Here is a 15,491-nt window from a genome sequence, read left to right as displayed (position 1 = left end):
CGAAAAGGACGATTACCCCACGACGCGCCTACGATGCCGGGCAAGCGTGCAACGTTGCGGATCTGTTCGAGCACTTTGTCGTCCATGCCCTGGATCAGCCGACGGTCGCCGAAAATGATGCCGGGCACGCGCATGCCGTCGCGCACGTGAATATGCCATTCGAATTCGCCGTGACTGGCCTGCTGGCAGAGTTTGGCCTCATCGTGAGCGGCCCACGCTTCATGAAAGGCATGGCCGGACTCGGATGCCCGAACTTTATCGATTTCTATCGACGCGGCGCCTGTTTCATCATCAACACCCATGATGAGCCTGATTCACATGGTTTAAGTGGTCGTGTCGTTTTGGTCTCAACGCGACGATCTAGCGCCGACGATCCGCGTCAGCGTTTCTTCCAACAGACCCCGATCCGCCGCACGCTTGGCGTCGCTGCGCTGGGCCAGGTTGAGCAGTTTGCGTCGCACGGCTGGCAACCCAGCCGCGTGCGGAAGTCCGATCAGATCGAAGTCCGGCCGTTCACCCTCCACTGATCGCAGAAATGCGCACGATGGCTCATCCAGCCACCCGGCCACACGCGCCAGCAGGCGCTCATGGATGTCCAGCAGGACCTGGGCTTCGACAGGCTCTGCCGTCATCCCCCTGAAGTGCGCTTCGAAGGTCGCGGCGAAATCCGCAGGCACGCGGGGCGCCAGCATTTCCCACGCAGGCTTTGGGCTGCAGGTTAGGTAGACGAGAAAGGTCCGCCAGAGCGCCTGATCCGCCCGCTCGTCTTCCAGCAACAAGCCAACATCGAAAAGGTCGCGCGGATGCTGTCTCGACAATGCCGCAGCCAGCTTGCCGGCATAAAGGTCGGCGAAGTGCAGCACCTGCACCGAAGCAAAGCCAAATGCCTCCTCGACCCTCGGGCGCACCATCATGTTCCGCGCGGGATGCACCGTGCCGCGCATCACTGGCGTCGTCTCGATCTGCACGCGCGCACGACCGCGACTGGCTACCAGCCGCGTAACGCCTGCGCCCTCGCCTGCCGACAATTGCACCTGCAGTAGCAGAGGCCGGGCGCGCAGAACATCAGCCAGCCGCCCAAGCGCTTCAGCGATTAGCCTTGCGTCCTCGGCATAGTCATGCACCGGCAACCAGGCCAGATCAATGTCCACCGACAACCGGGGCAGGTCGTGCTCGAACAGGTTGATCGCCGTACCACCTTTGAGCGCGAAGTGCGGCTCTCGCGCCAGCGCCGGCAGAATCTCGACCAGCAGCCGTACGCGGTCGGTGTAGCGCCGATCCCAGTGATCAAGCCAGGTGTTCATCGAGGTCTCCCGGCAAGGTGATCTGGTAGACCGGATGCAAGCGGCCGCCAGGCACCAGCGCGCGCTTTCCCCGACCCAGATCGATACCATCCCGCGGCACATGCGGCAGCCACGCATGCCGATGGCGCTCGGCCAATGCCAGGAACAGCCGTTTGGCTTTGATGCTTCGGCAATGGCGCAGTAACACGCCGACGCGCTGCGGCCGTAACGTGGTCATAGCCTGCATCAGCGCATCCACCTCATAGATCAAGGCAGCGTCTGAGACGTCATCGCACAGCTCCAGCATGGCCCGTTCCGGCATGGAACAAACCAAGGCATCGGCACCGGGAGCGGCATGATGCCACGCCAGACCCTGCTCGGAAAGCATTGCCGCGGACGCCTCCACCTCGAACGGCATGGGCGGCCAATCGAACGGCCCCTTCCCCAGATACTCGAAACGCTGCGTCAGAGGCAGTTTGCCAAGCCAAGCGGGTGGCCGCTCCGCCCCATACAGGGTGATTGTGCCGGCATCGCCCAGACGTAGATAGTGCTCGTGCCCTTGCAGGCTGAGTGCAAAGCGACCTCCGACGTGTAGCGGCATGCCCTCACCGACCTGCAGACTGCGAACCACGCCCTCCCACTGCAGACGCCCACTCTTGCGCATGTAGACGCCGCGCGCCGGCGACACCAGCCAACCGCTGCTCACGTAGCGCGCGACGAGGCTATTGGAGTAGCCGTGAACCCGCAGCCAGCGGCTCGACACCAAGCTCGTATCACCTAGCTCAGCTAGCAGCAGGTTTAATTTTCGATGATTTTGTTCACTCATAGTGAACAAAATACACCTTTTGAAAACTTCTGCCAAGGGAGGGTGGTTTGAATTTAAATAAAAAAGGTCACTATTGGTGATCTTTTTTTACGACAAGCAAACCAGACTCGGCCGAGGCGCGCCCGGTACAAGGAAATCCGGAAGGCCCCTCTTCTGATCTTTGCAGCGTCGAGATCGACGACAAATCGATACGTGGGCTTTCGCACACGAGGTCGCGGGTGCGGCAGGGTTGCTTCATGGTGGGCGCCGGATCGACATAACTTCAGTTGTATGAGCGTCCGGCCGGGTTTTGGTGCGTATCACCCCCAATGCCCCCAACGTTTATGAACGGCATGCCGCCGTATGCCCACACAGCAAACGACTTTTGTCATATGAATTCACGCCGAATCGCCTATATTGAACGTTCGGCAGCCAAGGATCGGGCTTGACCGCGCTGCGTTCGAAAAATAGTCCATGTTGGCGGTGGACTATGCTACCGATCACTGAACACTACGAGGAGTGGCAACCATGGGATCGTCTCTGCAGGGCATTGCGTTCAGGTCGGCGTACAACAAAAAGTGGATCTCGCTGGTTACGAGCTTCCACGGCCGAGATTGTTACGTCGCATGCAAAGACACACCGGACGCGTTTTGCATGTTTTCGCTGAGTCCGATGATGGGGGTCTTTAGCGATGTGGAGGGCAATTGGATCATGCAAAGTCTGGACGATCCGACGAAATTGGTCCCATATGAAGGCCGTATGCCGCCGGATGACAATACCCTCAATCATGCGCGCTTCTCGTTTACCAAGACCGCGCTCGGCCAGGGCACGCTGGTATCGATTGTTACACTGGAGAAGCACTTGGCCTGGGCGATCGACGACAACGGAACCGACCAAGGCGTGCTGAGTCTGGCCGCCCCTTATACGTTGGATTACGTCGGTGACGAAGTCGACGGCAAACTGACGTTCGAGTACTGGGACAGCGTGCTTTCGCCGTGGCCGCCCGCCTAAGGGCGATCGGGCCGCCTGACCGCCCCGCCTGCCGCTCGCCCTCGTGGCGGGCTGACGCGGACCGCTATAAATCATGCCTCTACGGTTGTGCGAGGGAGTGTTCGACGCGAATTGACGACTTTGCTTCGGACATAGACGAAGTGACGACTTTATTTCGGTGAGATTGTCGATAAAATCGTCAACTCGGGCGCCGAGAGCCCCGTGCTACGCGCACCTCGAATTGACATCTTTGTTTTGCTCTACGCTCGCAGTGTACTGCGCGGCTCACGTCCCTTTGAGGCGATGAGCCGCGTCGTGAAAGTCCGTGGAGGAAGTGGTGGCTAGACGGTTGTCCGGTCAGTAGTAAGAATGGCGGAGAGACCCGGCGGTTGTTGTTGCGCTTCCCAGTATCGAAGCGCGGCGGGAATCTTTCTCACCTGTTCGACGCGAAACCAGGCCACAAGGGCGATGATTTCACCGACCGCCAAAAGGCCCAGCGTAGACCAGTATGGCAAGCTTTTGGTCATGGCAAAACGTCCACCATTCGCGTAAGCGTCGACCACTCCGACACTCACAGCGACCACCATCATCAGGATGCCTATCCATAATCTCAAGATCTCGGATCGCCGTTCTCGACGGCGACGCTGGTTGTTTTCGATATCGATCTCAAACAGGATCTGTTGCTGGATCGAGCCTTTCATACCGTTCACGGGACCCGAGAGGCTGAAGGAGACCGGTGTCTTGCCAAGCGTGCTGTATTCGATTTCGAGGGCTAATCCATGGCCGGGCGCCATGTATGCGAACGTGATTTCCCTCTCGGCCAGGTGGTTTTTCGGACGGCGCAGAAAGCTACGTTCCCCCGTCAGCTTGATGCCAGCTATCTGGTCGCTCTCGTAGCGTGTTCTGACGTCGACCAGTTGACCGTCGCCGGATAGCCTTAGTTTGAGCGGGGTGGATTTGAAAAGGTCGTCGCTGCTGAGCGGAACCCGTCCATTGTTCGCAATGAAAACCACTACCTTTTGTGTCGAAGGCGCTGGCAGCACGATCTGATCCATCGGCTTCCGAAAGCGGCTCGTGAGCACGGACGCCACAAAGGTGATCCAGCGAGGCAAACGAACCGGAAGTCTACGTGCGCCGTACCAACAGATGAACACCAAGCTTTTCGAGCTGCGCCTTTCTTTGCGCACGCCATCGAACTGGCTAAGAGCATAAGTGACGAGCGTGCCTATGACGACTGCTTGTACGGCTGGCGGCAGAAAGCTATCAATTATTTTCATAATTCTCGTTCCGTTTTGTGGCCGTTGATCAAATTGAACGTATGCTGTTGAAGTTCGCAGATTCTGCTAATGGTGTCAGTTCGAGCGCTAATCGTGTCCAGTGATTCCGCTAATGCGGGGCGGCGAACGTCAAGCTCAGGAAGTGAGCAGCGGCAGGTCGCTGGCGAGGTATTTCATCGACGTGCGCTGAATTCCAAGCGATGGAGTTGAAGCGCGACATGGGCGTGCACCACGGCTCAATGTCGACAGCATCCCCCACCCTGGAAAACACGCATTAAAGTCGCATCCCCGTCCTTCTGACGAAAGGTATATTGTTGCGCACGCACCCAAGTTGTTGATCATCGGTTACGTGCACGCCATGCTCTCGTCATGAGCGACTTTCCTCATTACGCCGCTCGTGAGCCACATCTGGCATCGCAAGCTCTCGAAGGCGCATTAGCAAAATCTTTGCACATACACCCCCTCATTGTTGCATCAGCCCAACGCGGGTGGACACGAACAGAACGTGGCTCTCGGCCTTTGCAGCCGGCGCGTTCACGAGTTTTCCCATTAGCAGTATCTCTGGTCACTGTTAGCAGAAACTTCGCACACCAACAGCTGTTCGAGAAGAGCGGATTGCTCGACTGGATGCGTGCCTCGTCGGCCCGCGCCGAGCACGACAGCTTGCGCCAGGCGAAAGACCTTCGTTTTTACCTGGGCTTTGTCGCCGTGCATCTGCAGGCCGACCTGATCGCGGCGGCCTATACGATTTTGGTGTTCCTGGTTCGGCTTGGCGTGCTCTGCCTGACGCTGCCGCTGTTCGTCATGGCTGCGTTCGTCGGGCTGGTCGACGGCCTGGTACGCCGTGACGTGAGGCGCTTCGGTGCGGGTCGCGAATCGGGGTTCGTCTATCACCGGGCAAAGGCCAGCCTGATGCCGCTCGCCGTGCTGCCCTGGGTGACCTATCTCGCTCTGCCGATCAGTCTCAGTCCCTTGCTGGTGTTGCTGCCGGCCGCGGCCTTACTCGGGCTCGCCATGGATATCGCCGCCGGCAGCTTCAAAAAGTATCTCTAGGCGTCCCGCCGATCCACAGGGGCCGGCGCGACCTCAATGACAACCGCCGCCCAGTGCCTGCATGCAATCCCACAGCGACTGGCAGCCCGACAGGGCCACGACACTCGCCAGCAGTAAAATCATCCCCATCCACGTCCTGATCATTCCGTGATCCTCTCTGAAAAGAACCGCACCGACCCTCGGCGTCGGCCAACCACCGCGGGGCTACACATCCACATAGGACGTTTGCTGCGACGGCACCAGGCGCGGCGGCGGCGTGCACAGGCAGACACACAGATCATCGCTCAGTGCCGCTTGCCGTCCGTCGGGACCCGTCGTGGAAACGCGCGACCCATCGCACTGGATATGTCCCATGGTCTTGCAGACGGGACACCAGACCGGATCGGTCTCGTACGCCTGCTCGCGGCCACCGATCAGGTCGTGCGCGTCGCCGCCCTGCACGACCCCGCCGACCGTCGTCAGGTCGCCTTTCACAATATCGTAGCGGCGCATCGTTCACCCCGCTCAGGCCGCACCTGGTCGCGCGCGCAGGCTGTTCACCAGCGTGTCCCACGTCTGCAGTGCCCCCGCTTCGTCGACCGGCGAGGTGGCCTGGTCCGGCGGCAGGTCATCACGCGCCGGCGCGCCCAGCAGCAATTCGACCGAGGTATGCGGCTGCGCCACCGTCGCGGGATTCCCCGGCGCGAGCAGGTAGAAGCGATACACCGTGACATCGCCGTCTTTCAGCGCAAACAGCACTTCCTCGGCGTCCATGCCAGCCACCGTCCGCTTGCCCTGCCGCAGGATACGATAGCTGCCGGGCATGCGATCGAGTTTCGCACGCAACGCGGACAGGCTGCTGGTCAGCGGCTGGGCCTGATCCCCATCCACCGCGTCGCGCAACTTGATCACCAGCAGCGCTGGCCGGCCCGGCATCAACGCGAACGACTGGCTGACCTCTTCCGTGTAGGTCGACGAACCGGTGACGATGCCGCCATCAAAGCAGAAGCCCGATTCGGTCGGCACGGTCCAATTATCGCGCACCTTGATGCGGCGATAGGTGTCGTTATAGATGCTCTCGGCCCGCTCCAGGACATCCGCGCCGATCATGCCCGTCGTATGGACGAGCGTACGGTTCGCGAACAGATAACCTTCGGTATCGAACGGTAAGGTCGCCGCCTTTGCCACCGCATTGTTGAAGATGAAAACCCGCGAGTGCGGCACTGGAGAAAACGCCTTCTCCAGCCACGCATGCCCCGTCTTTTCCTCCAGATTGACGGGATTCACGCGCTGCTTCGTGCGCAGTTCCTTCTCCCGCGCCGCGACCTTGGCGTCGTAGGTCTCCACCGGCACATTATGGGTCGTGACGAGCTTTTCCCCGCGGTACTTGTAATTCTCATTCGAGATCTCGCTCGATACGGGCCGGTCGAACACAAGTCGGCCGATGCACCACGGACGTGCTTTGGACAGCAAAGGATTGTTCATCGTCGGTTCCACGGAAAACGCTAGAGAGCAGGCACACAGACCCGCCAGCAAAAAGAGTGTGCGAATGAAACGTGCCATCACGCCCCTCCCGGCACATCGATATCCTTCACGATCTGCACCACGCTGTAGAGAAGCGCCCAGCGTGTCCAGGGGTGCGCGTAACTCTTCATGTGCTCATATCCGGCTTGCACAAACGCCATCTGCACGCCCTTGGCCGGATCGCCCGGCACATCCGGCTTCAGGCCACGCGCCTGCGCGTCCGCCGACCACGCCGGCACGGTGCCATCGCCGCGAATGATGCCGGTCTTGTCCGCCACGCGATCCCAGTCCGTCGTGGCGCTCACGTCGGGGACCTTGTTGGTCTTCTGCATCGTGAACGTGACACTCAGGTTGCGTTGCTGTAGCAGCACGCGGAGTTCGCCCTTGCCCGAATCGTGCAGCAGCTTGGCGGCGCGGAGCTCGGCAGGCTGCACATCGGCCGGCACGTCGCCCGTCCAGATGGCATTGCCCCAAGCCAACAGGTTCTTCGTCGGTTCGCCCTGTTCGACGGTGGGCTTGTCCTTGCTGGTGGCCTCGGTCGCCGTGCCGGACGCGGGCGATCGTGTATCCAATCCCCCATTGCCATACGCCACATACGTCTTGCCATGGTACTGGTTCTTCAACTGGCTCTGCCGGATGACCGTCTGCTTCAACGTGGCCTGATAATGGTCGACCAGGACATGGGCGCCGGTCGCGTCCTTGCCCAGCCGCTTTTTCACCAGACCGGCCGGATCAAGTTGGTCTTCCTTCGGCAACAAACCGTACCAGTTGGCATTGAGATACAGCTCGTTGTAGGCGTCACCATTCTCCGGGAACTGCATCAGCACTGTTCCGTCAGGTCGAGCGAAAATCCACCATGCCGCGCCGTTGTGATAGTCCGGCATCGGCGTCAGCTCCATCGGCCCCGGCGCATTCGCCATCACCGCGACGAACTCGTCCGCGTCGCGCCCGAGCAGGCTGCCGTTAATGAACCCGTTCAGGCCGCCTTCGGGACCGCCGCCCGTCTTGTAACGCTTGGCCGCCAGCGGCGCCCCGGTGGCCGGTTGCGCACCGTGAAAGACCCCGTGAATCAAGTCTTCCGCGTGATGGTTCACGACGGCGAAGCGAGCCACCAGGCCACCCATCGAATGGGTCAGGATGATGGCCTTGCCCGTATCGTTCTCCTTGCAGATTTCGGTAATCCCCATCAGCCGCGTCTTCTTCTTGGTCTGCGGGTCGGGACAGTCCAGACCGCTGACGATGTCGCGCCCCGAATCGTCGTTCGACTGCAGCCAGTTGTAGCCGATCGCGTAGACGCGATAGCGGAACTTGATGAAACGCTCGAACTCCGGGGAATTCTCGGTAATCGCCTCGCCTTTCCCGTATGCACCGTATTGTGTGGGCGCCGTGCCAAGCACTGGATGCAGTGTCCACGTCTCGCCCTGGGGATCGGGCTCGCACCAAGCTCCGTGCAGCGTGCCGCACAGCTTGGGGTTGTTCAGCTGTTGCTCGAGCCACAGCAGCACGGGTTGATAGCCGGTCCGATACACCGAGCCCCAGCCGCGCCGACGCGCCTCCTTCTCTGTGATCGTCTTGCCATCGCCCACATTGACGGGCCCCAGCGGCGTGGCCGAGACGTTGAGCGGATCGAAACGGGTCTCGCGCGTCGATGCGCTTTGAAACCAGCCAAAAAGGACCGACAGCAATCCGCCAAGCTTCGCACCGAGCGTGTCCAGGTTCGGCGCGGAGAAGACCTCCTCGCCGCTCTCCCTGGCCACCACGGGCGAACCCATGACGCCGGGGATAAAGATCACCGGGATGATGGGACGCAAATCGTGCAATGTCTCCTTGGCGCGGGTATCGTCGGCCGGCGTCAAGGTGGCGTGGGCATACGAGTCGCCGCTCTCGTCGGTGTGCGATCCCAGGCGAACGACTTGCTGTTCGGACTCGTCGTCGCCGGAGCCCGGGCCCGGTGCGTCCGGGCGGTCCGGTTGATTTTCACTCATGGATGCTCGCTTAAAGAGGTTCCGTGAAGGGGCCTAGGCCGGGTGCTTGCCCGATCGCAGCGCACGGACCATCACGGTTTCACCATCGTCGTCGCTCGCCTGCTCGCTCGTGTAGCCCAGCGCGTCGGTGACGCCGCTCACGCGCGTGCCGTCGCCACGAACGATCTCGTACGGATGATGTGTGAGCGGATTGCCGGTGACGCGATCGCGCAGCAGGTACCGGTCGTTGAAGGCCGGCTTTACCGCATGGACGACGTCCCGTGCGGCCTCGTCATCACCGGGGCCTTGGCCCGGCGCACCGGGCCGGTCAGGCTGATTTTGGTTCATGGATGTTCCCTCATCGTGGTTCTGTGAAACCGCCTACGCCTTGTTGGCGCTGGGTCGCAACGCACGGATCATCACGGTTTCGATGTCGTTGTTCTTCTGCTCGGTCGTATGGCCCAGCTCGTCGGTGATGCCGCTCAGGCGGGTGCCATCGCCACGAACGATCTCGTAGGGATGGTTCTTGAGCGGATCGCCCGTGATGCGATCACGCAGTACGTACTTGTCGTTGAACGCCGGCTTCGGGAGGCTGTTCATATGCTCGGCCACCGAACTGGGTCCCTGCCGGCTGAACGCTGCCGACTTGACGGTACGCGCACCGCGGGTGCCGTCCTCGATGCCATCGGCGGTAATCCGGATGTACGAGCCACCGCACTTCAGCATCAGTTCGGTCTTGGCGTCGATCACGATGCTGCCGTTGTTGCTCTTCAGCGTCATACCGAGTTCGGAAAGCAGGCGCAGCTGGTCGCTGAGGGCCTGGATGTCGACCGCGCCTTTTCCGGCGATCAGCTTCATGCCAGCGCGCTGGACGAAGATACTGATTTTTTCCGCGACGCCCGCCACCAGCGATTTGCCGACCACCCAGTAGGTGTCCTTGCCGCTCACCAGATTGAGGTGCTCGTCGGCCACCAGCTGCGCCGACGCGCGCGTGGTCAGGCCCATGCTTTCCTGGCTCGAACCGAGCATGACAGGCTTCGCGAAAGCGTTCGCATTGCCGGTCCCGCCGCCGGCCGTACTGCCGCCGTTGGAAACGCCTGCCTTGCTGTGCTGGGTCGCCTTCGCGAACGCGGCGAGGGCCTCGCGTCCGGGCTTCAGATCCTCACCCCTGGCCGTCGCACTGGCGGAGGACAGCGACTCGACCAGCAGATCGGCGCGCGCCAGAATCTCGCGTGGCTGACTGGTATCGAGCGGCTGCCCGTCGACACTGGTGGAATGGGTGCTGAAGTACAGCCCCTCGCCCGCATGAATCGCGCCGGCGTTGTCGGTACGTAGCGTGAAGCCACTACCCACATAAGCGCCCCGGGTATTGCCGTTCTGGACGATCTGGTAACCGAGATGCAGGCCGCTCATGCCGTGGCTACTCATCACTCGCATCCGCGGCTGGCCGGTCGAATCGTCCATGACCTGCTGGTTGTAGCCGCCACCGCCGCCATACTCCCGGGACTGATAGCCGGATAGCAGGCCATTCGAATGCCACTGCGGTTTCGTGGCGCCGTTGTAGACGCGATGCAGCGCGATCGGGCGGTCGATATCGTTGCCGATATGGCCGATCAGGAGCTCCTCTCCTGCGCGCGGCATGTGCACGCTGCCATAGCCCTCGCCGGTGTCGGACTGCGCGATCCGTACCCAGCACGACGCGCGCTCATCGCCCTCGTTGTGCCGATCCCAGATGAATAGCACCTTCACGCGGTTCAGTTCATCGGTATAGCATTCTTGGCCTTTCGGACCTGCCACGATCGCCGATTCTAGCTTCGCCTCGGGCTTGCGATGGTCGAACGGACTGCGGTACGGCACGGTCGTGCGCTGCGCCTCGATGGCGATCCGGTAAAACCCCGTCGATCCGTCAGCATGACTCACCCCGAACATCTGGGCAGGATCGTGGGCACGTGCCTGCTCCAGCGCATGACTCAGACTGTGGGGGAAGCTCGTTTCATGTCCGGAGAGCGGCAGGTTGTTCTCGATGGTCCACTCCACCTCGATGCTCGCGAATTCGTTCTGGCTCGCCGCGTCCTGATCGTGCTCCGGATGTCCGGTCAGCGTGAAGCGCCGACCCGCATCCACGGCACGCAGGCCACCGATGCCATGAAAGCGCTTGGCCTGCGACTCCCACTCCTCCATCCGGATCTTCGACAGATGGTCGCCTCGATCCTGCTCCGGATACGTATAGCCACCGGTGTACTCATAGACTTCCGCTTGCGCGGGCAACGCGCCCTGGTTCGCCATCGTCGGCACCGATGTCGCCTTCGGATTGAAGGGCGTCGAAGGACTCTTGTAGTCGAAGGTGCGCGTCGACAACAACACGGATTGCAGTGTCCGGGTCCCCGCCCAGTGGGTCAGTGCGTCGGCCTCGCTATGGATACCCGCACGATAGAACTCAACGGTGGCCGGCGACAGCGGTTCGAGCGTGTCGAGGCGATCGGTGATCACCAGCGTATGCGATTTACCATCGGCGGCCTGTTGCCAGACCCCGTACAGACCTTCCGACTCCAGGAGCCGGTGCACGAAGTTCCAATCGGCCTCGTCCTGCCGACAATAGGAACGGGATGGCAACGGCTTCGAGAGCGCAAAGCGGTACATGCCCTTCGCCTGCGGATGCTCATTGAATACGTCTGCAATGATTTCTTCCGCGGTCTTGTCCTGCCAATGCCGTTGGTCGCGACGGAACTTCAGAAAGTGCATCCACGAGGAAAAACCGAGCTGATAGCTGGTGAGACCGCCGTCCGCTCCCAGCCGGCGGGCCATGTGCACGTAGCCGTGATGCGGGCGGTAGGAACCATCGGCCTGCTGAACCCAGAGGGTCACCGCTTGGGAAATCAGCGTTTTGAGTTGAACGTCGCTGGACGTGGAAACGCAATCGAGCAGGAAGAGATAGTCGCGACCGATCCTTGAACGTCCAGTCACGCGATGCGGCAGCAGGACATTCTGGCCTGCCGGCGTGTCCAGTTTTAGAAGACGGTCCTGCTGAGATAATCCACCGGCCATTACACCGATTATGTCGCGCGCGCCCATACCGCCTCTCAGTCAATTATTTTTTACTGCCCGCGCGATTTTACGGTGAAAACCCTCAGACGATTATGAGGAATTGCAAAAAATATGGATTGACTGGGACGTCCGCCAATATTAAGGGCCTGATTAAGTGGCTACGGACAGGCCGGATCACTCACGCAGTGTTGATTCGGGAGATCACTCGAATAACGGCGATCCTAGGCGGGAACGAGACCCTGGGGCCAACGCGCTGTCGAGCAACCATCGTTCTTGGGCTGACATCTTGGGATCAAGCCGCACGGCGAGATGGGCCCCACACTCCCCGAAAAAAAACGACGCCCAGCCCCGCGGAGGCGAGCACGATGCGGTCGCGAGTCGCTCAATTCCCGAGGGTTGTAGCGCCCGTCAGAAGATAGGCGCAGAACGTGTCGAATGCATCACCAATCACCGCGGTCAGGTCGGGACGAACAACCGGCCACTCGGACACACGAAACGTCCGGCACAATGTGTGGTTCACACTAATGAATGATTTCTGGACATGTGGGACCACGCCGCCCGGCCCCCCTGGCGTTCGCGCGCCCGGAAGGTTCGATCGGTTCAAGAATCCGCCCCATGTCAGGTTCATGGGGTTACGCAATGGGGGACGGATGTAGTACGGAAGAAAGACCAGTTCCGTATCGACCATGGGGCGTAAATTTCGCTGGTCACCCATCACGATCGTCGGACGCCAGACCGTGCAGAGCAGGAACTGAAGTACCTCCGTTTTGTCGAGCGTCGCTTGAGGCCGGGTCACGCACAGTTCGAGACCGGAAATGGGTTTCAGAGCGCTCGATTGATCCCGGAACGGGAGCACGCCAGGCAACCGCGGATACTCCTGCCGCTTTCCAGGAGTTGGTTTAAAGGGACTTTGCTAGAAGCCCATTGGCCCTATTGATGGGGGCAGGTCACTTTGACGATACAACTACACACGCCGTGACTCACTTCCTAGAGTTTCTACGTAGAAACTGTCGACTACGAGGTCCACACACGGATCACGCATTGGCTGCGCCAACTCGCAGATTTATCCGTGCACATCAACCGCCGGCGTATTCGCCACGACAGGCAGAAAACGTTCAGCATCAGTCCGATTCGATCGGCAAGTTAAAGGAAGGCGTGCCAACATGCTGCACCTGCTCCAGCGCTTCAAGATAGCGATGGACCGGCACCGCAGCAAGTTGCTTATCATGAACACGAAGCAACGCTTCGAGTGCAGTCCGTTCCGCGTCTGTAAAAGTCCACTTGCCACCCGGCTCTGCCCGCGCAATGCATTGGTTGAGTGCGAAGTCCGCGGAGCGATAAAGTTCCGCTTCGCCTTCGGAACGCAAATAGAACGCGAGCGCGAGCGCGAGCATATTGGACAGCGTGGCGATCGACTCAATATCACCACTGCCGCCGCAAAGCAGTGCAAGTGCGAGGTGGTGTTTGAGAGAAAGACAACGGACCTGGTCAACCGGAAGAGGTAGTAGTTGCGCCTTCGTCAGTGGCCGTCGGCGCACGGTTGAGTGTTTTCGCATAGCTTGATTGCCGTGCCAGCAACATCAAATTTAACCGGGCGACCGCTTCATCGTATTCGCCGATCCGCGCGTGTTTGAGCACCTCGGAACCTCGGACGGGAAGTCACGCCTTGCGGCCCCGGCGCTCCAGTTCGATCCTGGTACGTTCCAATTCTCGCGCGAACGTGGCCTCATCCGGGAGGACCGTCTGATACTCCGCTGCGAGTATCTTGTTCGGTAAGTTGTCGAGTGCATAATGCGCCTCGGCCGCGCCTTTTTCTGCACACAGAATCAAGCCAACCGGGGGGTTTTCGCCGGGCTTCATCCAATGTTCACGCGCGTAGTTGAGGTAGAGATGCATCTGCCCCGCGTCCGCATAGCTGAAGCGCCCGACCTTCAAATCGATAATGAGCAGGCATCGCAAGCGCCGGTGAAAAAACACGAGATCGACTCGAAACCAGGTGTCATCGATCCGTAGACGCCGCTGCCGACCTATGAACGCAAAGTCATCGCCGAGCTCGAGGAGGAAATCCGCCAAGTGCTGGATCAAGGCCGCCTCGAGATCCGACTCCGAATATTCGTCCTTCATGTCAAGAAATTCGAGGACAAACGGATCGCGGATCGCTTCCTCAGGCGATAGAAGATCGCCGGGTTGCGCTACAGCCGCCTTCCCGAGCAAGGACGCCTTGTTGCGTGACAGCACCAGCCGCTCATAGAGCTGACTACTGATCTGACGGTCAAGCTGCCGCACAGACCAGCCCTCACGCAACGCTTCAGCCTCGTAAAAGTCGCGAGCAGCCTGCGCTTTCACCGCGAGGAGGCGAACATAGGCGGACCAGGGCAACGGAAAAGCCTGAGCGATAGCATTCAGCTCAAACGCCACGCCCGGCGGCGCCTTCACCGCCGCCTTAGTTGATTTTGCAGACGCTGTCGGGACAATCCGGGCGGGCGTGGATTGTGCAGACAGTGTCTGCACAATCCGATCCGCAGGCCACGTCAAGTAAAAGGCGCGCATCTGTGCGAGATTGCGCCATCCGAAGCCGCGACCGAATCGCTCTGACAGATCGGCGCCCAAACGGCGGATCACCGCCTCGCCATAAGCGGCCCGTCCCTCCCCGCCCTGCTCGAACTCAACGATTCGTCGCCCGATCTCCCAATAGGTCGCCGTCATCAGGGCGTTCACCGTGCGAGCCGTCGCTTCGCGCGCCGACGCGACTACATCAGCAATTTCACGGTGCAGTCCCGCATAAGCGGCCTGCCCGACATCACGCTGCGTCACAGTGCGTTTACCACGTCCTTGAACGCCTTGCCGGCGGTGAACTTCACAGTATTCGCGGCCGGGATGGCAATCTCCGCGCCCGTCGTCGGATTACGTCCCGTGCGGGCAGCGCGCTGCCCCTGCGAAAACGCGCCGAAACCGATCAGCTGTACCGATTCGCCGCGACTCACCGCGTCCGTGATCGCGTCCAGGACCGCCTGGACGGTTTTGCTCGCGTCGGTTTTGCTGACGCCCGCGCCCGCTGCGACCGCGTCAATGAGTTCCTGCTTGTTCATGAACAGCCTCGGCAACAAAGTCAAAGCTGCACCCTACCTCATCCCGCTGCACACACGCAAATCGCTGGCCTCCGCCCCACCACTGCCTGCGGCGGGCAGCCTACCAATGAACTCCGGCTTACACCTGTCGCAGCCACGCTCGCCAAGAGCAATCGCGAACGTTTTCCGCCCGGCCCGCGCTCACACGACCAGCGCGCCGGTGCGGGCGCCATCACTGGCGCAGACTACGTGGTCCGGCTTCCGGTGTCACACAACCTGACTGTTTCTCCAGCCAAATCTGCCCGGCCGACCTGCGCGGACTACGGCATCGGTTCGTGCCGCGTCTCCTGCCTCCCCTCTGCCCGCCACCGGCAGCCGGGCCTCGACTCAACATTAGTTGTGTGAGCGACGACGCTTGCACAACTAAATCTGTAACCAATCCGGTGCGGCGCAGCATTTCCGGCAATCCCTTGATCTACAAGGCGAAGCAGCCGGATGCGATT

Annotated in this window: 14 protein-coding genes; 2 read left to right on the top strand and 12 right to left on the bottom strand. The window is 60.7% G+C overall.

Annotation, left to right across the window (positions count from 1 at the left end):
* Positions 1-347 precede the first annotated feature (347 nt).
* Together DM992_RS35550 and DM992_RS35545 are read right to left on the bottom strand one after the other, a co-directional pair.
* Positions 348-1,304: a nucleotidyl transferase AbiEii/AbiGii toxin family protein gene (locus tag DM992_RS35550; RefSeq protein WP_111020920.1), complete on the bottom strand. Its 957-nt coding sequence runs from the start codon at positions 1,302-1,304 to the stop codon at positions 348-350.
* Entirely contained in the window at positions 1,288-2,109 is an 822-nt protein-coding gene (locus DM992_RS35545; protein WP_111020919.1) for a type IV toxin-antitoxin system AbiEi family antitoxin domain-containing protein, read from the bottom strand. Before DM992_RS35545 ends, DM992_RS35550 begins: the two co-directional genes overlap by 17 nt.
* A 507-nt stretch (positions 2,110-2,616) precedes the next feature.
* Here DM992_RS35545 and DM992_RS35540 point away from each other — a divergent pair.
* Positions 2,617-3,099 carry a hypothetical protein gene (locus DM992_RS35540; RefSeq protein WP_111020918.1) on the top strand — a complete coding sequence of 161 codons (483 nt, stop codon included), beginning with the start codon at positions 2,617-2,619 and terminating at the stop codon, positions 3,097-3,099.
* A 320-nt stretch (positions 3,100-3,419) separates the two neighbouring features.
* Here the strand turns inward: DM992_RS35540 and DM992_RS35535 are convergent, their stop codons facing one another.
* A complete protein-coding gene (locus tag DM992_RS35535; protein WP_111020917.1) occupies positions 3,420-4,355 on the bottom strand; it encodes a hypothetical protein in 936 nt (311 codons plus the stop codon).
* A 369-nt stretch (positions 4,356-4,724) separates the two neighbouring features.
* Between DM992_RS35535 and DM992_RS35530 the strand changes: the two genes are divergently transcribed.
* Positions 4,725-5,408 (top strand): TIGR03747 family integrating conjugative element membrane protein, encoded by a 684-nt coding sequence (locus DM992_RS35530; protein WP_111020916.1) that lies wholly within the window; start codon positions 4,725-4,727, stop codon positions 5,406-5,408.
* Between the two features lie 204 nt (positions 5,409-5,612).
* Here the strand turns inward: DM992_RS35530 and DM992_RS35525 are convergent, their stop codons facing one another.
* From DM992_RS35525 to DM992_RS35490, 9 genes are all read right to left on the bottom strand, one after another.
* Entirely contained in the window at positions 5,613-5,900 is a 288-nt protein-coding gene (locus DM992_RS35525; protein WP_059506574.1) for a PAAR domain-containing protein, read from the bottom strand.
* Positions 5,901-5,912: 12 nt separating this feature from the next.
* A complete protein-coding gene (locus DM992_RS35520) occupies positions 5,913-6,872 on the bottom strand; it encodes a T6SS immunity protein Tli4 family protein (RefSeq protein ID WP_193727107.1) in 960 nt (319 codons plus the stop codon).
* A 77-nt stretch (positions 6,873-6,949) separates the two neighbouring features.
* Positions 6,950-8,896, bottom strand: a complete 1,947-nt coding sequence (locus DM992_RS35515) for an alpha/beta hydrolase (protein ID WP_111020915.1) — start codon at positions 8,894-8,896, stop codon at positions 6,950-6,952.
* A 33-nt stretch (positions 8,897-8,929) separates the two neighbouring features.
* Positions 8,930-9,223, bottom strand: a complete 294-nt coding sequence (locus DM992_RS35510; RefSeq protein WP_111020914.1) for a hypothetical protein — start codon at positions 9,221-9,223, stop codon at positions 8,930-8,932.
* Positions 9,224-9,256: 33 nt separating this feature from the next.
* Positions 9,257-11,947 carry a type VI secretion system Vgr family protein gene (locus tag DM992_RS35505; protein ID WP_111020913.1) on the bottom strand — a complete coding sequence of 897 codons (2,691 nt, stop codon included), beginning with the start codon at positions 11,945-11,947 and terminating at the stop codon, positions 9,257-9,259.
* 355 nt (positions 11,948-12,302) lie between these two features.
* Complete coding sequence (locus DM992_RS42040; RefSeq protein ID WP_162631813.1) at positions 12,303-12,785, bottom strand: hypothetical protein; 483 nt, start codon at positions 12,783-12,785, stop codon at positions 12,303-12,305.
* Between the two features lie 256 nt (positions 12,786-13,041).
* Entirely contained in the window at positions 13,042-13,476 is a 435-nt protein-coding gene (locus tag DM992_RS35500; protein WP_111020912.1) for a hypothetical protein, read from the bottom strand.
* Between the two features lie 103 nt (positions 13,477-13,579).
* A complete protein-coding gene (locus DM992_RS35495) occupies positions 13,580-14,734 on the bottom strand; it encodes a PDDEXK nuclease domain-containing protein (RefSeq protein ID WP_111020911.1) in 1,155 nt (384 codons plus the stop codon).
* Positions 14,731-15,009 (bottom strand): HU family DNA-binding protein, encoded by a 279-nt coding sequence (locus tag DM992_RS35490; RefSeq protein ID WP_059571965.1) that lies wholly within the window; start codon positions 15,007-15,009, stop codon positions 14,731-14,733. Before DM992_RS35490 ends, DM992_RS35495 begins: the two co-directional genes overlap by 4 nt.
* Between the last annotated feature and the right edge of the window lie 482 nt (positions 15,010-15,491).

Origin of the sequence: Burkholderia sp. JP2-270, from assembly GCF_003233675.1 — a bacterium.
Lineage (GTDB): Bacteria > Pseudomonadota > Gammaproteobacteria > Burkholderiales > Burkholderiaceae > Burkholderia > Burkholderia pyrrocinia_C.
Note: the sequence above shows the minus strand (reverse complement) of the source record. Positions and strands in the feature narration are given on the sequence as shown.